Below are 20787 nucleotides of genomic sequence, written 5' to 3' on the forward strand. Positions count from 1 at the left end.
ACCCTTCTCTTTTCGAGTTTTCTCAGTCTCTCTTTATCACTTAAAACCACTTTGGTGTTATATGGTCAAGCCTCACGAGCAATTAGTATTGGTTAGCTCAATGCCTCACAGCACTTACACACCCAACCTATCAACGTCGTAGTCTTCAACGGCTCTTTAGGGGACTTATGTCCCAGTGAGATCTCATCTTGAGGGAGGCTTCCCGCTTAGATGCTTTCAGCGGTTATCCCGTCCGAACATAGCTACCCGGCAATGCCACTGGCGTGACAACCGGAACACCAGAGGTTCGTCCACTCCGGTCCTCTCGTACTAGGAGCAGCTCCTCTCAAATCTCAAACGTCCACGGCAGATAGGGACCGAACTGTCTCACGACGTTCTAAACCCAGCTCGCGTACCACTTTAAATGGCGAACAGCCATACCCTTGGGACCGGCTTCAGCCCCAGGATGTGATGAGCCGACATCGAGGTGCCAAACACCGCCGTCGATGTGAACTCTTGGGCGGTATCAGCCTGTTATCCCCGGAGTACCTTTTATCCGTTGAGCGATGGCCCTTCCATACAGAACCACCGGATCACTAAGACCTACTTTCGTACCTGCTCGACGTGTCTGTCTCGCAGTTAAGCGCGCTTTTGCCTTTACACTCTTCGCATGATTTCCGACCATGCTGAGCACACCTTCGTGCTCCTCCGTTACTCTTTGGGAGGAGACCGCCCCAGTCAAACTACCCACCACACAGTGTCCTCGATCCCGATAAGGGACCTGAGTTAGAACCTCAAACATACCAGGGTGGTATTTCAAGTTTGGCTCCACTAGAACTGGCGTCCTAGTTTCAAAGCCTCCCACCTATCCTACACAAGTAGGTTCAAAGTTCACTGTGAAGCTATAGTAAAGGTTCACGGGGTCTTTCCGTCTAGCCGCGGATACACAGCATCTTCACTGCGATTTCAATTTCACTGAGTCTCGGGTGGAGACAGTGTGGCCATCGTTACGCCATTCGTGCAGGTCGGAACTTACCCGACAAGGAATTTCGCTACCTTAGGACCGTTATAGTTACGGCCGCCGTTTACTGGGGCTTCGATCAAGAGCTTCGCTTACGCTAACCCCATCAATTAACCTTCCAGCACCGGGCAGGCGTCACACCCTATACGTCCACTTTCGTGTTTGCAGAGTGCTGTGTTTTTAATAAACAGTCGCAGCCACCTGGTATCTTCGACCGATCAATGCTTACGGAGTAAATCCTTCACACTAACCGGCGCACCTTCTCCCGAAGTTACGGTGCCATTTTGCCTAGTTCCTTCACCCGAGTTCTCTCAAGCGCCTTGGTATTCTCTACCTGACCACCTGTGTCGGTTTGGGGTACGGTTCATGTATATCTGAAGCTTAGAAGTTTTTCCTGGAAGCATGGCATCAACTACTTCGTCCAAAAGAGGACTCGTCATCAGCTCTCGGTCTTAAGAAGGCCCGGATTTACCTAAGCCTTCAACCTACTACCTTAAACACGGACAACCATCGCCGTGCTAGCCTAGCCTTCTCCGTCTCTCCATCGCAATATACATAAGTACAGGAATATTAACCTGTTTCCCATCGACTACGCATTTCTGCCTCGCCTTAGGGGCCGACTCACCCTGCCCTGATTAGCATGGGACAGGAAACCTTGGTCTTCCGGCGGGGAGTTTTTCACTCCCCTTATCGTTACTCATGTCAACATTCGCACTTCTGATACCTCCAGCCTGCCTTACAGCTTGACCTTCAACGGCTTACAGAACGCTCCTCTACCATGCAAGATAAATCTTGCATCCGTAGCTTCGGTGTACAGTTTTAGCCCCGTTATATCTTCCGCGCAGGCCGACTCGACTAGTGAGCTATTACGCTTTCTTTAAAGGATGGCTGCTTCTAAGCCAACCTCCTAGCTGTCTAAGCCTTCCCACATCGTTTCCCACTTAACTGTAACTTTGGGACCTTAGCTGACGGTCTGGGTTGTTTCCCTTTCCACGACGGACGTTAGCACCCGCCGTGTGTCTCCCGTAATTGCACTCATCGGTATTCGGAGTTTGCATGGGGTTGGTAAGTCGGGATGACCCCCTAGCCCAAACAGTGCTCTACCCCCAATGGTGAGATACGAGGCGCTACCTAAATAGCTTTCGAGGAGAACCAGCTATCTCCGAGCTTGATTAGCCTTTCACTCCTATCCACAAGTCATCCCCGGACTTTTCAACGTACGTGGGTTCGGTCCTCCAGTTAGTGTTACCCAACCTTCAACCTGCTCATGGATAGATCGCCCGGTTTCGGGTCTATTCCCAGCAACTAAACGCCCTATTAAGACTCGGTTTCCCTACGGCTCCCCTAAATGGTTAACCTTGCTACTGAAAATAAGTCGTTGACCCATTATACAAAAGGTACGCAGTCACGGAACTAAGTCCGCTCCCACTGCTTGTACGTACACGGTTTCAGGTTCTATTTCACTCCCCTCGCCGGGGTTCTTTTCGCCTTTCCCTCACGGTACTGGTACACTATCGGTCAGTCAGGAGTATTTAGCCTTGGAGGATGGTCCCCCCATGTTCAGACAGGATACCACGTGTCCCGTCCTACTCGATTTCATTGATAAGGCGTTTTCGTATACGAGGCTTTCACTCTCTACGGCCAAGCTTTCCAGCTTGTTCTACTAACACCAAATCAACTTAAGGGCTAATCCCTTTTCGCTCGCCGCTACTTAGGGAATCTCGGTTGATTTCTTTTCCTTCGGGTACTTAGATGTTTCAGTTCCCCGAGTTCGCCTCATTAACCTATGTATTCAGTTAATGATACCCGCAAGCGGGTGGGTTTCCCCATTCGGAAATGTTCGGATCAAAGTTTGTTTATCAACTCCCCGAACCTTATCGCAGATTACCACGTCCTTCATCGCCTCTGACTGCCAAGGCATCCACCGTGCACGCTTGGTCACTTGACCATATAACCCAAAGTAGTTTTTTGATGCCTAACGCTTCTTAAAGAAGAGCCAGTATCAAAACAACACTTAGATCACATACCAACGATGCTTTTGTGTCATCACTGGATTTTACGATTTTAGAAAGTCATCCAGGTTATTCTCAATAAAGAGAAAGATGCTTTCCACCGGTTTGACGCTTGATTATCGTCTATTTCAAAAAGTTACATTGTTAAAGAGCAAGTTTAGTGCAAAGCACTAAGTCAGAAATTAACGCATAAGAATGCCTAAATAATTAACATGAATTATTTAGAGGTTAATGTCTTGCTTAAGGCTTTGACCAGATTGTTAGCAGCAGAATGAATACACTAGGACAGCGAATTCAGTTGAGTAAGTAATGGTGGAGCTATGCGGGATCGAACCGCAGACCTCCTGCGTGCAAAGCAGGCGCTCTCCCAGCTGAGCTATAGCCCCATTTATTACTCTATGTATTTGGTGAGTTAAAGAAGATACCTTCAACTTCATACCAGAACACCAAGAACAAGCTGTTTAACACCGACATTTAGCGAACTAAATGAAAACGTAAACCACACTGCTATTGATATATTGGTGGGTCTGGGCCGATTTGAACGGCCGACCTCACCCTTATCAGGGGTGCGCTCTAACCAACTGAGCTACAGACCCAAATACATAAGAATCAATTGATTCAATTTTCTGTGCTTCTCTATAAATTAGTCATCAGATAATTTGTGTGAACGCTCACCAGAGCTTCGTATCGTTTAAGGAGGTGATCCAGCCCCAGGTTCCCCTAGGGCTACCTTGTTACGACTTCACCCCAGTCATTGACCACTCCGTGGTAACCGCCCTCCTCGAAAGGTTAAGCTAGCTACTTCTGGAGCAATCAACTCCCATGGTGTGACGGGCGGTGTGTACAAGGCCCGGGAACGTATTCACCGTGACATTCTGATTCACGATTACTAGCGATTCCGACTTCATGGAGTCGAGTTGCAGACTCCAATCCGGACTACGACGCACTTTGTGGGATTCGCTTACTTTCGCAAGTTCGCCGCCCTCTGTATGCGCCATTGTAGCACGTGTGTAGCCCTACTCGTAAGGGCCATGATGACTTGACGTCGTCCCCACCTTCCTCCGGTTTGTCACCGGCAGTCTCCTTAAAGTTCCCACCCGAAGTGCTGGCAAATAAGGATAAGGGTTGCGCTCGTTACGGGACTTAACCCAACATTTCACAACACGAGCTGACGACAGCCATGCAGCACCTGTCTCAGAGTTCCCGAAGGCACTAAGCTATCTCTAGCGAATTCTCTGGATGTCAAGAGTAGGTAAGGTTCTTCGCGTTGCGTCGAATTAAACCACATGCTCCACCGCTTGTGCGGGCCCCCGTCAATTCATTTGAGTTTTAACCTTGCGGCCGTACTCCCCAGGCGGTCTACTTATTGCGTTAGCTTCGCCACTAAGTCATTACAACCCAACGGCTAGTAGACATCGTTTACGGCGTGGACTACCAGGGTATCTAATCCTGTTTGCTCCCCACGCTTTCGCACCTCAGTGTCAGTATCAATCCAGAGTGTCGCCTTCGCCACTGATGTTCCTTCCTATATCTACGCATTTCACCGCTACACAGGAAATTCCACACTCCTCTATCGTACTCTAGCCTGCCAGTATCGGGTGCCATTCCAAGGTTGAGCCCTGGGCTTTCACATCCGACTTAACAAACCACCTACGCGCGCTTTACGCCCAGTAATTCCGATTAACGCTTGCACCCTCTGTATTACCGCGGCTGCTGGCACAGAGTTAGCCGGTGCTTCTTCTGAGGGTAACGTCACAACTATTGAGTATTAATCAATAACCTTTCCTCCCCTCTGAAAGTGCTTTACAACCCTAAGGCCTTCTTCACACACGCGGCATGGCTGGATCAGGCTTGCGCCCATTGTCCAATATTCCCCACTGCTGCCTCCCGTAGGAGTCTGGGCCGTGTCTCAGTCCCAGTGTGGCTGATCATCCTCTCAGACCAGCTAGAGATCGTCGCCTTGGTGAGCCTTTACCTCACCAACAAGCTAATCTCACGCAGGCTCATCTAATAGCGAAAGGTCCGAAGATCCCCTCCTTTCCCCCGTAGGGCTTATGCGGTATTAGCATGCGTTTCCACATGTTGTCCCCCACTACTAGGCAGATTCCTACGCGTTACTCACCCGTCCGCCGCTCGACGCCTGTAGCAAGCTACATCGTTTCCGCTCGACTTGCATGTGTTAAGCCTGCCGCCAGCGTTCAATCTGAGCCATGATCAAACTCTTCAGTTTAAGATCTTGTGCTGATAAATCAGCTTGCTTACTCAAATTTAACTCTAACTAAACTTAAATGTTTGTTTGATAAATCAAACAAACAAGAACGAATTGAAAGTGTTTGGACTCTCGTAAGACTTCAAATTTTTCGAAGTCTCCAGCGAGCGCCCACACAAATTATCTGATTAACTATTTTAAAGAGCGTGCTGACCAAAGTAAGACAAAAAGAACACAGTGTTTTGTTTCTTCTTGCTGGGCAGTCACTCGTTGTTCTGAGTGGTTGTCCGTGTCAGCGAGGGCGTATAATAAGGATCTACAAATTTAGTGCAAGTCTTTTTTTAATTTTATTTAAAAAAACTTCTTTTAACCTGATTACCAGCGGAACAATCATAATCAAAGTTAGCCAGATTGCGATTTCAGGACTACTTTTCACTTGCCACCATAAATGAGCAATAACACATAAAGTAGCCAAGTAAAAAAATCGGTGTACTGTCTTCCACTTCTTTCCTAACTTTTTGATCATCCTCTTAGGGCTTGTAATAGCAAGCATTAACAGAATCAAAAAAGCGACCAACCCTACATATATATATGGTCTTTTCAAAACATCTTCACTAATCCAAAGCCAACTAAAACCCGCATGCAATACTAAATAGGCCAATAGATGCAATAAACTATACCCAAAAGCCGTCAGTCCAATGAAACGGCGATATCTAGACACTACCTTTAATCTGGGGTGTTTTACTAAAATAGATAGACTGAGAGTAATACTCATAAATATTGAAGCCCATATACCTGAAAGCGTCATAAATGGCTCTGCAGGGTCAGGAAAATAACGCCCAGAAAATAAAGAGTATAAAAGCCAAAGCAATGGCAAACAAAATACAATAACCACAATTGGTTTCTCTTTCCTATCCCACATACGCTACTCCAGTATTGATCAAAAGTTTTTCACTAAGTTCATACCAGAATACAAATCCGAGACCTCTTCGGCGTAACCATTAAACATTTGAGTTTCAATGACATTAGGAAATAAAATTCCTCCAGGTAAACGCCGCTCTTGCTTCTGGGTCCAACGAGGGTGATCAACGCCTGGGTTTACATTGGCATAAAAACCATATTCTTGAGGGGCCAACATATTCCAAGTTGTTTTTGGCATCTTTTCCACAAAACGAATCTTAACAATTGATTTTATGCTTTTAAAACCGTATTTCCACGGGACGACTAATCTTACTGGAGCACCATTTTGATTAGGTAAGACACTGCCGTACATACCAACAGATAAAAAAGCCAGCTTATTCATTGCTTCTTCGATCGTTAAGCCTTCACGATAAGGCCATTCAATACTCCCGCTTCGCTGGCCTGGCATTTGATTTGGGTCATGCAGGGTTTCAAAGTAAACATACTTAGCTTTTGAATTTGGTTTAAACTTTTGTAACACTGACGCCAAAGAGATACCAACCCAAGGAACAACCATTGACCAAGCTTCAACACATCTTAATCTATAAATTCTTTCTTCTAATTGATTTTCATTAATGATGTCTTCCAACGCAAAAGTACCTGTAATGTCAGCCTCTCCTTCAACGGTTATACTCCAAGGATCCGTTTTTAATAACGACGATTTTTCGGCTGGATCACCTTTTCCATAACCAAATTCATAAAAGTTATTGTAACTGGAGGCCACATCAAAAGGCGCAACCTTTTCCGATGCCCCATAAGGTGTTTCTATAATATTATTGAATGCCGAACTGATTGTGTTAGGGACAGGCAATCCATTACCAACTTCTTTCGCGAATAAAGAGGGTGATGCAACCCCAATCGCAGCAACGGTAGAGGCTTGAATAAACTGTCGTCTATTAAGGTAGGTAGATTGATCCGTTACTTCGTATTCCGCACAGTCTGATTTTTTTCTCGATTTAATTATCATGCCTTACTCCTCAGTAATAGTTAAGTAGACACAACAAAATCCAAAGGGTTCCGCCTAAGTCAAAAAAAAAGGGGACCTGCCAACTCAAAGCAAATCCCCCCGTTATCAATTACGATTCGCTTAACTATCTAAATGGTTTAAAAAATATACCTAGCAGGCCTGACAACCCATAAAAAACAAATACGGCCATCAGTACAATTGCAGGCTCTAGCGCAACAAGCACCAGCACCAAAACAGCACTCAGTAACACCACAAATGGAACACGACCTTTAAGATCCAAATCCTTGAAGCTGCGATACTTCACATTACTTACCATTAAGAGTCCAGTTACTGGAACTAAAAGTGCCATAATAGATGCGAGATCAGCACCCGCTATACCCACTTCATTTGCCGCCCAGATAACACCAGCAACAATTAATGCGGCCGCAGGACTTGGCAACCCAGTAAAGTAGCGTTTCTCTTCAACCCCAAGCATAGTATTAAAACGCGCCAATCTAAGAGCGGCGCCGACTGCGTAGATAAAAGCGGCTATCCAGCCAACCTTCCCTAACGGGGCCAAACACCAAGAAAACGCAACTAAGGCAGGAGCGATACCAAAAGACACCATATCGGATAGAGAATCATACTCAGCGCCGAACGCACTTTCAGTATGGGTTAAACGAGCAACCCGACCATCAAGGGTGTCTAAAATTCCAGCGATAAAAATAGCGGATGCGGCCTGAATAAAGTCACCATTCATAGCTGCAATAATTGAGTAAAAACCAGAAAATAAAGCCGCTGTTGTAAACAAATTAGGTAATAAATACACCCCTTTTCGTGGTTGTTTTCTGGTTGTCATATTCTCATCGGATTCAACTTCTACATCTGGAATAGGATCATTATCTTCAATTGACATTTAGAGCCTCTCTTCCTAATTTGAATTATTTAAAGATTTGATTTTCCGAAAAGCGCGTTCTGCAGCCGCTAGAGTAAAATCAATGTCTTCTTGGGTATGAGCCTGAGAAATAAATCCAGCTTCATAAGCCGCAGGGGCAAAATACACTCCCTCCTCAAGCATAAAATGGAAGAATTGCTTAAAGCGCTCAGTATCACAAGCCATCATTTCTTTAAATGAGGTAATAGCATTAGACTCAGTAAAAAAGAAACCGAACATGCCTCCTACACTGACGGCATGGAAAGGAATCCCTACTTGTCTTGCGGCTTCAATAAGACCGCTGACTAGAGCATTCGCTTTTTCTTCTAAAATAGAGTGAAAGTTTGGTTCACTGATGACATTCAACGCCGTCAAACCCGCTACCATAGCAATTGGATTGCCGGATAAAGTACCGGCTTGATATACAGGACCTAACGGCGCGATATGCTCCATTATTTCTCGCTTACCGCCGAAAGCACCAACAGGCATGCCAGCACCAATCACTTTACCAAGGGTAGTAAGGTCAGGAACAATACCAAACTTCTCTTGGGCTCCTCCTAACGCAACACGAAATCCAGTCATAACTTCATCAAAGATCAACACAGCACCACATGAATCACAAACGTCTCTTAATGTCTCAAGAAACCCTTCTATTGGCGGAATGCAGTTCATATTCCCAGCCACGGGTTCAACAATAATACAAGCTATTTCACGGCCTATGTCACTAAAGCACTGCTTCACTTCTTCAATATCATTGTACTGCAGAGTAATAGTATGTTTTGCAATATCAGCCGGAACGCCTGGCGAGTTCGGCACTCCTAATGTTAAAGCACCAGAACCCGCTTTAACTAATAATGAGTCTGAATGGCCATGGTAACAACCTTCAAACTTTACAATCTTATCTCTACCAGTAAAACCGCGAGCTAAACGAATAGCACTCATTGTGGCTTCAGTGCCAGAACTCACCATTCGAACCATATCCATTGAAGGAACCAGTTCACACACTTTTTCCGCCATAGTAATTTCAACTTCGGTTGGTGCACCAAAGCTTAAACCAAAATCCATTTGCTCTCTAATAGCGTCCAACACTTTTGGGTGAGAATGACCAATAATCATAGGTCCCCAAGAGCCTACATAATCGACATAACGGTTTTCATCTTCATCGTATACATAAGCACCCAGTGCTTTTTGGAAAAATATAGGTGTACCACCTACCCCTTTAAAGGCTCGTACCGGAGAATTAACGCCTCCAGGAATTCGATGTTGTGCTCTTTCAAATAATGTTTCAGATCGACTCATAAAAAATAACCACTACTCAATAATATTAAAACGGTCTAACAATAACCAAGATGACAACTGCTATTAGGATAATGACAGGAACTTCATTAAACCAGCGATAAAAAACATGACTTCTCGTATTTTGATCTAATGCAAACTTCTTTAATAGTCTGCCGCATGCGTGATGATACCCAAATAAAAAGAAAACCAGAGTTAACTTGGCATGGAACCAACCTGAGCTCATATAGTAACTAGGATTATAGGAAACCAACCAGATCCCCAGTACCAAGGTAGCTATTGCAGAAGGCGTCATAATGCCACGGTAGAGTTTACGCTCCATTACTTTGAAGCGCTCTTTACTAATAGAATCCTCACTGGATGCGTGATAAACAAAAAGACGCGGTAAATAAAATAATGCCGCAAACCAGCATATAACAGCAATCAAATGAAACGCTTTAACCCATAACATATGGCTATCTCTCTAACAGTGAATGATACAGTTTTGATTTCTCCACCAACTCTAATTGATGTGTCGTTGGTAATTGAATCAAAGCCTGTTCAATTTTATTTCGGTCAAACCACTTCAACATGGTTTCTAAAGAATCTGGAATTTCAATAACTTGAACACTCTGAAATTCAGTCATCCTCTTTAAATCAAGCAAAATAACATCGTCTTTTTGCATGATCCAAGGTTGAGGACCTAATTCTAATGTTTCAAATGCGTTTAGCAATTGATTCCGACGGACAATTTTGAATTTACCCTTGTCAGTCTTTACGGCTACATAGTCTACCATAGTTGATCGAAGATCTTGTATTTGTTCAATGTTAGAATAGGGTTCAATAAGCATTACGGGGGTAGACACTTTATCTATGGAGTGCTGCCGAAGGAAGCGTGTAGAAGAACTAAGTTGTGACTCTAGCCCCATGTAATGTAAACGCTCAACAAACAAAGACTGCTGCTTAAATAAAATACGAATCACTAAGCAAGACACAGCAATAACCATCATGGCGGGTAACATAACTTCTGGTCTATGAGTCATTTCCAGTATGGCAATAAGCGCCGTTAATGGTGCCTGAAAAGAAGCCGCCATCATGGCAGACATCCCAATTAAAGCAAAGAGAGGAATGGCCATATGAGGGGGCATTCCAGTATCAAATAATAACGCTACTTGAACACCCGCTAAACCACCAATAAAAAATGTTGGGCCTATCATTCCTCCTGGAACACCCAGTCCAATAGACAGCCCCGTCAGAAGCAGTTTAAGCAGTAGTACAATAAACAAAGGCGTTAATAGTGTTCCCCCATCCAATAGGAGAGACAAAGAGTCAAACCCTGTTCCTAATATTTCAGGGTATAACATCCCCAAGGTAGCCGTAATCAAACCAACAATCACAAAACGAACGGAGAAGTGCCAATGAGAAAACAGCCAAAAAATTCTTTGGATCCGATAAAAAGCAAAGGATAAAGTAACGACAAAAAGTGCCAATAAAGCACAAGCGAGATAGAGGTCAAAGGTAAAACTAGGCAAATCAATACTGTTAAAACTAAATATCAACATATCACCTAGTAACCACTTACTTACTAAAGTAGCCGCAACGGATGAGATCAAAACAGGCAAAACATAACTGAGTCGATATTCTAAAAGCACCACTTCAAGAGCGAATAAAACCCCGGCTAAAGGGGTTTGAAACAAGGCTGAGATAGCGCCCGCAATGCCACACGCAATTAACGCTTCAACACTCACAACAGGCAGCTTCACTTTACGCGCTAAAACGCTGCCGAATGTCGCCCCAATATGAACAGCTGGCCCTTCTTTACCGATAGACAAACCTCCGATTAGACAGATGGCGGCCGTTATAAACTGCACCACTGAATTCACAAATGGCAGATTTCCTTGATGGTTATTTAGCCTTTCAATAACAAAAACCACCCCAACTTTTTGGGAACTAGGTGAAAGAAAAAAAGTGACCAAGACAAGAAAAAAAGAAGCGAACAAAGGAAAAAGAAAACGCTCAATCGATGAAAGCGACTCAAACCCTTCAATATTACCACTCATAAAAAGAGTCGCGGGCAAATGAATAATCCAGTATAAGCCGCCCATTACCAAAGCACTTATCCCACCCAAAATCCCTCCCATTAAAGAAAGGGACAACAATGTGTTGTCAGAAACCAATGAAGATAAGAAAAAATCTTTTACATTAACTCGTCTCAGAAAACGCTCCATACTTTCAAAATGATAAGGTTTCGAGCACTATTCAAACAGTAAATTAGCCATTCCGCAAATATCTCTAAATAGGAATGCGTCTTTTACTATTCTTAAGAAAGGTGCGAATAAGTGTACTAAGCCTCAGTCTTTCAGAGAAATCGTCAAATAAGACACGATTCTGCAGGAAGGTTAATCCATTTCAAAGAGTCGTAACGAATCTGGCACAAATTTTCAGGTACAAGTAAGTGCATTCAAACAGGCCAAGCCGTTAGGTATCGTTCCCTCCCACAAAAAAAGACAAAGCGGCACGAAAACGGATAAAAAGCGCAAATTCTAGAACACTTTTTTTTCGAAAGTTAAGAAACCATAGAACCCTGTTTTCATAAGAAATTCTTCCTTTTTTACAGCGATTATCCCTTCTTCATTCGGTAATCGTTACATACAATTAATTAAATATTATCGTTAACTTTAGGACTCAAAACAATGTCAATTTCACATGTTATGCTCTGGTGTACCGCTATTATATGGGGCTTTGCCTTTGTGGCTCAAAGTGCGGGAATGGAAAGCTTAGGGCCTTACAGTTTTAATGCGGCACGCTTTACAATGGCTTCTTGCGCATTAATTCCCTTGCTGTTTCTTTTCCCAAGCAAACTGAATTACTCAATCAAAAAGCTCATCATTGTTGGCTCCATAGCAGGTGTTATTCTATTTATAGGGTCTAGCCTTCAACAAATTGGGCTCCAATACACGACAGCAGGTAATGCCGGTTTTATTACTAGCTTATACATAGTGCTTGTGCCAATTTTTGGATTACTACTTTCACAAAAAACCACCATGAAAGCCTGGGTTGGCATTGCCGTGGCGATCATTGGTTTTTATATTCTTACCATCGAGCCTGGATTCAAAATCAATTACGGCGATGCATTAGAATTTATTGGCGCTATGTTTTGGGCTACTCATGTGTTGGTAATTGGTTACTACTCTCGTCACTTACCCGCCATACCTCTATCCATTATCCAGTGTATTATTACGGCTATCTTATCGTTAATCGCGGCGACAACCTTAGAGAGCCATACTGTAGAAGACTTTAAAGCGGCTTGGCTACCGTTACTTTATGCAGGCGTTGCTTCTTCAAGTATTGCCTATACATTACAAATTATTGGCCAAAAGAAAGTGCCAGCGAGTATCAGTGCATTGATTTTATCAACCGAGTCGGTTTTTGCCGTGATAGGTGGGTGGCTGTTTATGGGAGAAGTACTGAGCTCGAAAGCCTACGTTGGGTGTATGTTTATATTGCTTGGTATGATAATAAGCCAATGGCCACAAAAAAAGAGTAACCGTCTCGATGCCGTGCAAGTAACACCCACTTAAAACAAGAGCGGGATAACCAAGAATGGCTAGGGTAACGTTATCGCCTATCCTAGCCGTCTGACATATCCGCTAATTTTTCAATATTATTAGGGATATTTTCATTAACTGGCATAGACAAAATCATTTTAGTGTTAGTGTCACTTAAATCAATTAGACGCTCTAATAATTGATCTAAAGTCGACATAGAAGTCACAGCAACCTTCAACACAAATGCATGCGGCCCGGTCACGTTATAGCATTCAATGACCTCATCAATTGACATAATTAGAGACTTAAATTCTCTTTCTTTTGTTCTATAGACTTCACATTCTATTAATGCCGTAATTGGAATACCAATTTTCTCTAAATTCAACTGAGGCTTATAACCTGTAATAACGCCTTTTTCTTCTAACTTCTTTATTCTTTCCGCTACAGCTGGAGCGGATAAATGCACTCTTTTTCCCAGCTCAGCATAGGAAATACGCGCATTTTCAGACAATGCTTTCAATAAACTAAGATTAATTTTATCCATCTATTTTCCTGTATAGCGCTATGTTGAAAAGACAATGTGTCATCGCTCAATTCTAGGAATCAGCACAGTATGTGTCATTACTTTTTGGATGTTAGGCAAATGATCGAAACTCTCTCTAATCGCATTTAAACGACTCATAGATTCAGCTTCAACAAACACCATTAAATCGACGTCACCACTAATTGAGTGCGCTAACTTAACTTCAGGAATCGCTGTTAAAGGCGCCAACAGTAAATCACATGATAAAGGAGAAAATGTCATCGCAAAATAAGCGCTCACTTTACTCTGAGAGTTATCAGCCACTTTGGCATGATAACCTGTAATGGTGCCACTCTCTTCAAGTCGTTTAAGTCGTTCAGCAACCGCAGACCTTGATAAATTAATTGATCGACCTATATCCGAAACAGACAAACGAGCATCATCAACCAATAATGCGACTATTTTTTGATCAAAACTATCCAATTTCATTTGAGTACACTATTTCCCTGCAAAATCACTTTTTAAAAGTCAATATCACGGAGAATTCCGTCACATTGATACGCGCTATCTGCCACTAAAAACCTTATCTTTATTACATTAGATTGACCTAGAAACAAGAGCCTAATCACCATGACTGAATTCATCAAAACACTAGGACCATGGCAAGGTATTGCCATGACAGTGACCACCTTTGTCGGAACAGGGTTAATGGTATTACCTGCCATGTCAGTTACCGAAGCCGGCGACTTTGCCTTTTACAGTTGGCTAATCACGGTGCTTATTATCGTCCCCATCGCCATTGTCTTTGCTTTATTGGGATCTCGATTCCCATCTTCCGGCGGTGCGTCACATTATATTGGTCAAGCCTTTGGAGAAACAGCAGAAAAAGCCGTTGGTTGGCTTTTTTTAAGCATATTATTAGTTGGTCCAGGCGTTGCCATAAAAGTATGCGCTTATTATTTAGCTATTGTGCTCAACGTATCGGGCGAATGGGTATTAAGCCTTAGTATACTCACCATTATTGGGTTATTACTATTTGGCATAGTCGGCATTCAAACTTCAGCAAAAATTCAAACCTTGATTGCAATCGTTATGATTATGGCCGTACTTTTGCTGGCATCTCAAGGGGATATTATCTCGTCCACTGAAACCATCCACACCCCTCTTTCTATTCCAGAATGGCAACAAGCCCTCTCAGCGGTAAGTGTTGTTTTCTGGTGTTTTCTTGGAATAGAAGTTATGGCACACATGGGAGCCGAATTTAAAAATCCAGCTAGAGATTTCCCCATTGCGATGTTAGGCGGCATCACACTGGTTGTATTAACCTACTTAACTCTGGTTCTGCTAATCAGTTGGCATCATACCTATGGCTCTGAGATGAAAGACAGCCAATCCATAGCAATATTAGTCGAAAAGCTCATGGGGCTAACGGCCAGTAAATGGTTCTCAGCGGGGGCTTTTTTAATTTCTTTTGCTAACACAGCTATTTATATATTGGGATTCGGCAGGATGGTACACGCGTTATCGAACAAAAACGCCATGCCCAGCTACTTTAAGAAACTAAATAAATACGGTTCCCCAGGTAGAAGCGTGGTACTCGTCTGTATTATTTGTTTATTCTCGACCTTGACAACAGAATTACTCAATTTTGAACTATACTGGATGATTGAAATGACAAACGGCACGTTTTTAGTTATCTACTCATTAGCGACTATAGCGTCATTAAAATTGTTTAAAGGTAAATTAAAAATCCTATCGTATTTATCCCTTATCTCTTGTTTAGTGATCGCTTTCCAAATTGGTTTAGGGATGCTATTTGCCGCCGCCGCAGTGACCCTTGCTTATTTTTGGGAACATTTTCAAGCAACTAAATTAACCTCAACCTCTATTAATGCCAAACTTTAGAGTACAATAGCCAACAGAGAATTTTGGTAACAATCCGTATTTACTTTTAAAGGAGCTCTTTTATGCCATTGCTAGACAGTTTTCGAGTAGACCATACACGCATGCACGCCCCAGCGGTCCGTGTTGCCAAATCAATGTCCACACCAAGTGGAGATCAGATTACGGTGTTCGACTTGCGCTTTTGTGTCCCAAACGAAGAAATTCTTTCTGAAAGAGGCATTCATACTTTGGAACATTTATTTGCTGGATTTATGCGTGACCACCTAAATGGCGACCAAGTCGAAATCATCGACATTTCACCAATGGGGTGCCGTACCGGCTTTTACATGAGCCTCATTGGTACACCATCTGAAGAAAAAGTAGCCAGTTCTTGGAAAGCCGCAATGGAAGATGTGCTGAATGTTGTTGCTAAAGAAGACATTCCAGAGTTAAACGAATACCAATGCGGTACTTATGAGATGCACTCTTTAGACGAAGCCAAAGACATTGCGAAAAACATCTTACAGAGAGATGTACAGGTTAACAGTAATGAAGAACTGTACTTGAGCGAAGAGTTTATTGCGCAACACAGTTAATACAGGCTTTAACAAAGCGACCTAAGATTAATCAACATCAGGTCGCTTCGTTTGCAACTTAATGAATCACTGGGTTCTCATCAAGCTCATTGGAAAATTGTATTTCTGGGTGACAGCTTTGAGCTAACCGAATAACACAAGGCTGAATATTGCCTTTCCAAAACTCAATCTCTTCTTTATTCATTGTTTCTAATTTTTTCCAGCCTTTCTCTGTACCAAATAAACGCATTGGAGCGAATACCTCATCGATGAAAGCTTTATCACTTTGGTAGTTGGCACCGGTTAATAATGCGCCTCTCATAAAACCAACGCACCATTCCTCTACCAACACTTCCGCACTGTCTCCACTGTCGTATTCCATAAAAACAGGTTGGCATTGCCCACTGACAATCGTATCCATCGTTTCAACATAAAGAATAAAAACCAAATGAAGGTATTCATCTTTCTGCTCTATTGACTCCCAATTAGGCTGATCTTCAGAAGTCCCCCAAATAGCAGGTAACCATTCTTCAGGCAAAAGCGTAGTCTGCCCACATGCCAATGATGTAAAAAAGCCGTCTAATTCAGAAACGCATGTAATGGACCGATCAGAACCATAATTAGATAAATAGAAATCCAATCGATCATATAAATCAGCTCCATCTAACTCATTCTCTGAAACTGGCCTATCTTTCATATAATACCCACTCAAATACTTTCAAGAACAACAAAAGTCCTTTACCCTACAGAAACAATTGACATTATAACACGCATTATTAAGGTTACCTTCAATGAAAACATGGATCGCATTGTTTACCTTCGCTCTATCTAGTATCGCATACGCTGAAAATTTCTGGACAGTCGAAACAAGCGAAAAGTTAAATAATTCACTTCAAAGTCAACCCAAAATACGGCAAACACCAGATAATCCAGAACAAGAAACGGTAATTAGCCCAACGCCCATCCCTTTAGAAACAACTGAAAATTCCGCGCTAACCGTAGATTTGAACGGTTTAAAAAGCCGTTTGCTATCGCTACAAGACGCAAACCGTGGTGAGTTTAAGGACATTGAATTACCGCTTCCCAATGGTACATTTGCTACCTACCGATTCACACTGTCTTCCATTGCAGCCAAAGAATTACTCGAAAAATACCCTAGCATGCAAGCCTTCAAAGGTGTCGATATCAACAACCCTAACAATACAGGCCGCTTTGATATTGCCAACCAAGGCTTTAGAGGCATGTTTAACCATAACGGTAAACGTATTTTTATTGACCCAATCGCTGAAAATAGCACTCGATACAGCAGCTATTTTTCCGATGATATTGGCCATATTAGAAAAAACTTTATCGATGAAATTCTTAAATCACAGCAAACCAATAAACCTACCCCTCAATTAAAGGGAAGTTCTTCTGACTCATTGAGAACATTTCGGCTCGCGATAACAGCTAGCTATCCCTATACGGAGTTTCATAGCTCTCAAGCCAGTAACTACTTCTCCGATCCGAAAACCGTCGCATTGGAAGAGATTCATACTTTAGTCAATAGGCTTAATGACGTTTTTCAAAATGATTTAAGCATTAAGCTAGAGCTTATTGGCAGACAAGATGAGTTAATTATCACTCAAGCAAGTAACGACCCCTTTCATGGGAACTCATTTTTAGACCTCAGCGTAAACCAAACCTTTATTGATAATACGGTAGGCAGCCAATCCTACGATATTGGGCACTTACTATCTACTCAAGCTGAGGCAGGTATTGCCGGACGAGCAAAGTTAGGCTCAGCATGCCAACAAGAAACCAAAGCCCAAGGTTTTACAGGAATTGATACACCTACATACGACAGTGAATTCTTTTCTTTTGTCGCCCACGAAATAGGCCATCAATTTAATGCAGAGCATACCTTCAGTAGCACAGGAACGGACTGCATTGACCAACTTAGTCTACATTCTGCTTATGAGCCCGGAAGTGGTTCAACTATTATGAGCTACGCGGGAAGCTGCGGTATAGATAATCTACAAAATGCCTCAGACAACTATTTTCATGCGCATTCCATTGAACAAATCACCAACTACATTACGTCTGGTAATGGTCAATGTGGGACAGTAACCACATCAAATAACGCTCATGCCTTTGTTGATGCGGGCCTTGACTTTGTGATTCCTGCAAACACACCATTTATGTTAAGAGGGACGGCCAACGACAGCGACAATGACTTACTCTCGTATACTTGGGAACAGTTAAATTTAGACTCAGGATTACCCCAATCTACCTCAGGCGATGGGCCTCTCTTTCGCTCATTTCCACCATCAAGCTCTTCCGTTCGCTATTTGCCTAAACTGACCAGCATTGCTAACAATACCCTCACGATTGGTGAATCTTATCCGACAACATCACGTACGCTAACGTTTAGAATAACCGCCAGACAAACCACTGCCGATCCCGCAAATGCAGCATTTGGTACATCTTACGATGATGTTGATGTTATCGTCGATGGGCAATCGGGACCGTTTAGAATCACCCAACCAAGTACGGATGTCGAATGGAAGCTTGGCGAAACCTATATGGTAACATGGGATGTCGCTAATACAGACTTAACACCTGTTATGTGTACCAATGTCGATCTATTACTGTCTTCGAGTAATGGCGAACGTTTTAGTGATGTATTTTTAGAAAAAAATACTCCCAACGATGGACAAACAACCATTCTTATCTCTTCGGATGAGTCACATAAAAATGCCCGCCTTATCATTCAATGCAACGACCAGCGCTTCTTCGCTATGTCACAAGCCAACATCAACTTAAATAAAGCCAGCACAGGCGAAGAAAAAGATCCCTTTAATTTTTCCAACACTAAGTCCGGCAGTGCATCCATTCTATTTCTTGTAGGCTTGGGGCTTATTTTTCGATTAAAAATACTCAACAAACAGAAACAAAACAAACGTCTCAGCGAATCAATTAATGTCAGATGAGAAACATCAGTACATGAAAAAATACATTAGCCCAAATAATACGCATTTTTTATTGCTTATTATCGGGCTAATTTTTTTGTTTATTCTGTGTGCGCCTTATTCTAATGAATGGAAAAGCGTACTGATTCTAAATCTCTCCAAACCGGAACAAGTTTGGCGGTTAATAACAGCTCACTTTACACACTGGTCATGGCCGCACCTCATCGTAAATGCATTTGGATTACTGTTGTTCCACCTTCTCTTCAAAAATGAAGTTGGCTCAAACCCAAGCGAAACAAACTCAACTAAAGAGCATCAAGCTCTTAATGTTAAATCCATCGTTACGGCGTTAATATTTATCCTCTTAATGTCTAATTTTTATATCTTTTTTGCGTATTCATACGAATTTTATCTTGGTTTTTCGAGTATCTTGTATGGTTTATATAGCTATTGTGCGGTACGCTGTTTAGCCGTAGACAAGGTAACAAATGGATTCATATTATTGGCCATTTTTTTACAAATTCAACCTTGGTTTGCGGTGTACAATTCAAGTACATTGATAGGATTAACAGTGGCCACTGACGTACATACAGCGGCCACAACAAGTGGACTGGTATTAGCTGGTTATCACACTGTAAAACAGTGTTTCACGAAACGCATATAAGCAATATAGTATTGTCTTAGATGTAAGGTATAAGGACCCCATGAAAGTACCAAATCGAATACAACCACTAGTGGAAGATGGACTAATAGACGAAGTTATTAGTCGCCTTATGAGTGGCAAAGAAGCCACTGTTTATGTTGTGCGTTGCGGCGATGAAATTCGTTGCGCTAAGGTATATAAAGACGCCGCTCAACGTAGTTTTAAAAATGCTGTGCAATATCAAGAAGGGAGAAAAGTAAAAAACAGTCGTCGTTCAAGAGCGATGGAGAAAGGTTCAAAATACGGTCGATCTCAGCAAGAAGCGGCCTGGCACAATACTGAAGTTGATGCATTGAAAAAGCTGTTAGAGGCTGGGGTACGAGTCCCTGAAACCTTTGGCTGCATTGATGGTGTTCTCATAATGGAACTGATTACTGACGAACAAGGCCATGTGGCTCCAAGGCTAGACGATGTCAGTATGGATGCCGAGCAAGCGATTGAAGATCATCATGTCATGATGCACTACATTGTAAAAATGCTCAGCGTTGGACTCATTCATGGTGATTTATCTGAATTTAATGTTTTAGTCGATGAGTACGGTCCTGTGATCATTGACCTTCCGCAAGTCGTTGATGCTTCTGGTAACAATAACGCTCAATGGATGCTTACCAGAGATGTCGATAAAATAACGGATTATTATGCTCAGTTTGCACCTGAACTAAAGCAAACTAAATACGCTAAGGAAATTTGGGCGTTATATCAATCAGGCGATTTAACTGCGGATTCAGAACTAACAGGCTTGTTTGTTGAAGATGAAACCAACGCCAATGTTGACGATGTTCTAGCTGAAATTCAAGCGGCGATCGCAGAGGAAGAATCTCGATTAGAGCGTATCAGAAGCGCAAATGAAGACGATGATTAAGTCATAAAAGCAATTGTCGTTCTCCCATATGAAGCCATAGCGAAAAATACGCTTCATATGGGAACCCACTTATCTTCTTTTCTCTTCTATCTATATTTTACCGCCCTTTAATGCCATTTGATTTTTTGCGGCACTGTAGCTCGAAACGCAAAAAGGCACTAAGTAATTCATAAAAAGATGCATCCAAGAAATAGAAGCCCCATCCCAAATAGCCGGCCCTTGATTAATTAGGTTCAGTACTGTCCCAACAAACAAAGATACTTTCAATGCCGCTAAAAGGTTTTGCTTTAACATCACTACCTTTAAAAATGTCATCCAACCCCTCAAGACAATAAGCGCATAAAAAATAGAACATACTATTTGTGTGTATCCACAGATTTGAAAAACACATTATCTTTCAAACAC

16 protein-coding genes, 2 tRNA genes and 2 rRNA genes are annotated in these 20787 nt (G+C 42.5%); 6 read left to right on the forward strand and 14 right to left on the reverse strand.

From position 1 onward, the window contains the following. Nucleotides 1-61: 61 nt before the first annotated feature. The 10 genes from IEZ33_RS15575 to IEZ33_RS15620 form a co-directional block, all read right to left on the reverse strand. Nucleotides 62-2948: ribosomal RNA gene (locus IEZ33_RS15575) — 23S ribosomal RNA — on the reverse strand. A gap of 374 nt (nucleotides 2949-3322) precedes the next feature. Continuing rightward, nucleotides 3323-3398, reverse strand: a tRNA-Ala gene (locus tag IEZ33_RS15580). Between the two features lie 133 nt (nucleotides 3399-3531). Further along, nucleotides 3532-3608: transfer RNA gene (locus tag IEZ33_RS15585), tRNA-Ile, on the reverse strand. Nucleotides 3609-3704: 96 nt separating this feature from the next. Then, a 16S ribosomal RNA gene (locus IEZ33_RS15590) occupies nucleotides 3705-5242 on the reverse strand. The 16S and 23S rRNA genes sit together here with 2 tRNA genes alongside, the layout of an rRNA operon. A gap of 295 nt (nucleotides 5243-5537) precedes the next feature. Further along, nucleotides 5538-6143, reverse strand: coding sequence for a protein-methionine-sulfoxide reductase heme-binding subunit MsrQ (locus tag IEZ33_RS15595; RefSeq protein ID WP_191600939.1), 606 nt, complete (start codon nucleotides 6141-6143; stop codon nucleotides 5538-5540). A gap of 18 nt (nucleotides 6144-6161) precedes the next feature. Further along, on the reverse strand, nucleotides 6162-7148 hold the full coding sequence (gene msrP / locus IEZ33_RS15600; RefSeq protein WP_191600940.1) for a protein-methionine-sulfoxide reductase catalytic subunit MsrP: 987 nt from the start codon (nucleotides 7146-7148) through the stop codon (nucleotides 6162-6164). A gap of 124 nt (nucleotides 7149-7272) precedes the next feature. Then, nucleotides 7273-8043: a CDP-diacylglycerol--serine O-phosphatidyltransferase gene (pssA, locus tag IEZ33_RS15605; RefSeq protein WP_191600941.1), complete on the reverse strand. Its 771-nt coding sequence runs from the start codon at nucleotides 8041-8043 to the stop codon at nucleotides 7273-7275. A 15-nt stretch (nucleotides 8044-8058) separates the two neighbouring features. Then, a complete protein-coding gene (hemL, locus tag IEZ33_RS15610) occupies nucleotides 8059-9360 on the reverse strand; it encodes a glutamate-1-semialdehyde 2,1-aminomutase (protein WP_191600942.1) in 1302 nt (433 codons plus the stop codon). A gap of 25 nt (nucleotides 9361-9385) precedes the next feature. After that, nucleotides 9386-9808: a protoporphyrinogen oxidase HemJ gene (hemJ, locus tag IEZ33_RS15615; RefSeq protein ID WP_191600943.1), complete on the reverse strand. Its 423-nt coding sequence runs from the start codon at nucleotides 9806-9808 to the stop codon at nucleotides 9386-9388. 4 nt (nucleotides 9809-9812) lie between these two features. Beyond that, nucleotides 9813-11564 carry a chloride channel protein gene (locus tag IEZ33_RS15620; protein ID WP_191600944.1) on the reverse strand — a complete coding sequence of 584 codons (1752 nt, stop codon included), beginning with the start codon at nucleotides 11562-11564 and terminating at the stop codon, nucleotides 9813-9815. Nucleotides 11565-12029: 465 nt separating this feature from the next. Here IEZ33_RS15620 and IEZ33_RS15625 point away from each other — a divergent pair, with 465 nt between their 5' ends. Continuing rightward, nucleotides 12030-12917 carry a DMT family transporter gene (locus IEZ33_RS15625; RefSeq protein WP_191600945.1) on the forward strand — a complete coding sequence of 296 codons (888 nt, stop codon included), beginning with the start codon at nucleotides 12030-12032 and terminating at the stop codon, nucleotides 12915-12917. A 49-nt stretch (nucleotides 12918-12966) separates the two neighbouring features. Here the strand turns inward: IEZ33_RS15625 and IEZ33_RS15630 are convergent, their stop codons facing one another. Both IEZ33_RS15630 and IEZ33_RS15635 read right to left on the reverse strand, forming a co-directional pair. Continuing rightward, nucleotides 12967-13428, reverse strand: coding sequence for an Lrp/AsnC family transcriptional regulator (locus tag IEZ33_RS15630; RefSeq protein WP_191600946.1), 462 nt, complete (start codon nucleotides 13426-13428; stop codon nucleotides 12967-12969). Nucleotides 13429-13467: 39 nt separating this feature from the next. Further along, a complete protein-coding gene (locus tag IEZ33_RS15635) occupies nucleotides 13468-13896 on the reverse strand; it encodes an Lrp/AsnC family transcriptional regulator (RefSeq protein ID WP_191600947.1) in 429 nt (142 codons plus the stop codon). Between the two features lie 141 nt (nucleotides 13897-14037). On the opposite strand from IEZ33_RS15635, the gene yjeH reads away from it, so the two are divergent. After that, complete coding sequence (gene yjeH / locus IEZ33_RS15640; protein ID WP_191600948.1) at nucleotides 14038-15312, forward strand: L-methionine/branched-chain amino acid transporter; 1275 nt, start codon at nucleotides 14038-14040, stop codon at nucleotides 15310-15312. 62 nt (nucleotides 15313-15374) lie between these two features. Next, complete coding sequence (gene luxS / locus IEZ33_RS15645) at nucleotides 15375-15887, forward strand: S-ribosylhomocysteine lyase (RefSeq protein ID WP_191600949.1); 513 nt, start codon at nucleotides 15375-15377, stop codon at nucleotides 15885-15887. Nucleotides 15888-15945: 58 nt separating this feature from the next. Here luxS and IEZ33_RS15650 read toward each other — a convergent pair whose 3' ends face one another. Continuing rightward, nucleotides 15946-16563 (reverse strand): UPF0149 family protein, encoded by a 618-nt coding sequence (locus IEZ33_RS15650; RefSeq protein WP_191600950.1) that lies wholly within the window; start codon nucleotides 16561-16563, stop codon nucleotides 15946-15948. A 94-nt stretch (nucleotides 16564-16657) separates the two neighbouring features. Between IEZ33_RS15650 and IEZ33_RS15655 the strand changes: the two genes are divergently transcribed. Genes IEZ33_RS15655 through IEZ33_RS15665 form a run of 3 tightly spaced genes read left to right on the forward strand, consistent with a single transcriptional unit; the run spans nucleotide 16658 to nucleotide 20382 of the window. Beyond that, a complete protein-coding gene (locus IEZ33_RS15655) occupies nucleotides 16658-18838 on the forward strand; it encodes a reprolysin-like metallopeptidase (protein ID WP_191600951.1) in 2181 nt (726 codons plus the stop codon). A 13-nt stretch (nucleotides 18839-18851) separates the two neighbouring features. Continuing rightward, nucleotides 18852-19481, forward strand: a complete 630-nt coding sequence (locus IEZ33_RS15660) for a rhomboid family intramembrane serine protease (protein WP_191600952.1) — start codon at nucleotides 18852-18854, stop codon at nucleotides 19479-19481. A 40-nt stretch (nucleotides 19482-19521) separates the two neighbouring features. Then, nucleotides 19522-20382: a PA4780 family RIO1-like protein kinase gene (locus IEZ33_RS15665; RefSeq protein WP_191600953.1), complete on the forward strand. Its 861-nt coding sequence runs from the start codon at nucleotides 19522-19524 to the stop codon at nucleotides 20380-20382. 90 nt (nucleotides 20383-20472) lie between these two features. Here IEZ33_RS15665 and nrtS read toward each other — a convergent pair whose 3' ends face one another. Next, a complete protein-coding gene (gene nrtS, locus IEZ33_RS15670) occupies nucleotides 20473-20697 on the reverse strand; it encodes a nitrate/nitrite transporter NrtS (protein ID WP_191600954.1) in 225 nt (74 codons plus the stop codon). Between the last annotated feature and the right edge of the window lie 90 nt (nucleotides 20698-20787).

The sequence above is a fragment of the Marinomonas algicola genome, assembly GCF_014805825.1.
GTDB classification, from domain to species: Bacteria; Pseudomonadota; Gammaproteobacteria; order Pseudomonadales; family Marinomonadaceae; genus Marinomonas; species Marinomonas algicola.

Bases quoted from the DNA above. Each gene is read 5' to 3' on its own strand.
- msrP (WP_191600940.1), bottom strand. From the start codon at position 7,148: ATGATAATTAAATCGAGAAAAAAATCAGACTGTGCGGAATACGAAGTA.
- IEZ33_RS15630 (WP_191600946.1), bottom strand. From the start codon at position 13,428: ATGGATAAAATTAATCTTAGTTTATTGAAAGCATTGTCTGAAAATGCG.
- luxS (WP_191600949.1), top strand. From the start codon at position 15,375: ATGCCATTGCTAGACAGTTTTCGAGTAGACCATACACGCATGCACGCC.
- IEZ33_RS15650 (WP_191600950.1), bottom strand. From the start codon at position 16,563: ATGAAAGATAGGCCAGTTTCAGAGAATGAGTTAGATGGAGCTGATTTA.
- pssA (WP_191600941.1), bottom strand. From the start codon at position 8,043: ATGTCAATTGAAGATAATGATCCTATTCCAGATGTAGAAGTTGAATCC.
- IEZ33_RS15655 (WP_191600951.1), top strand. From the start codon at position 16,658: ATGAAAACATGGATCGCATTGTTTACCTTCGCTCTATCTAGTATCGCA.
- IEZ33_RS15635 (WP_191600947.1), bottom strand. From the start codon at position 13,896: ATGAAATTGGATAGTTTTGATCAAAAAATAGTCGCATTATTGGTTGAT.
- hemJ (WP_191600943.1), bottom strand. From the start codon at position 9,808: ATGTTATGGGTTAAAGCGTTTCATTTGATTGCTGTTATATGCTGGTTT.
- yjeH (WP_191600948.1), top strand. From the start codon at position 14,038: ATGACTGAATTCATCAAAACACTAGGACCATGGCAAGGTATTGCCATG.
- nrtS (WP_191600954.1), bottom strand. From the start codon at position 20,697: ATGACATTTTTAAAGGTAGTGATGTTAAAGCAAAACCTTTTAGCGGCA.
- IEZ33_RS15665 (WP_191600953.1), top strand. From the start codon at position 19,522: ATGAAAGTACCAAATCGAATACAACCACTAGTGGAAGATGGACTAATA.
- IEZ33_RS15620 (WP_191600944.1), bottom strand. From the start codon at position 11,564: ATGGAGCGTTTTCTGAGACGAGTTAATGTAAAAGATTTTTTCTTATCT.
- IEZ33_RS15625 (WP_191600945.1), top strand. From the start codon at position 12,030: ATGTCAATTTCACATGTTATGCTCTGGTGTACCGCTATTATATGGGGC.
- IEZ33_RS15660 (WP_191600952.1), top strand. From the start codon at position 18,852: ATGAAAAAATACATTAGCCCAAATAATACGCATTTTTTATTGCTTATT.
- hemL (WP_191600942.1), bottom strand. From the start codon at position 9,360: ATGAGTCGATCTGAAACATTATTTGAAAGAGCACAACATCGAATTCCT.
- IEZ33_RS15595 (WP_191600939.1), bottom strand. From the start codon at position 6,143: ATGTGGGATAGGAAAGAGAAACCAATTGTGGTTATTGTATTTTGTTTG.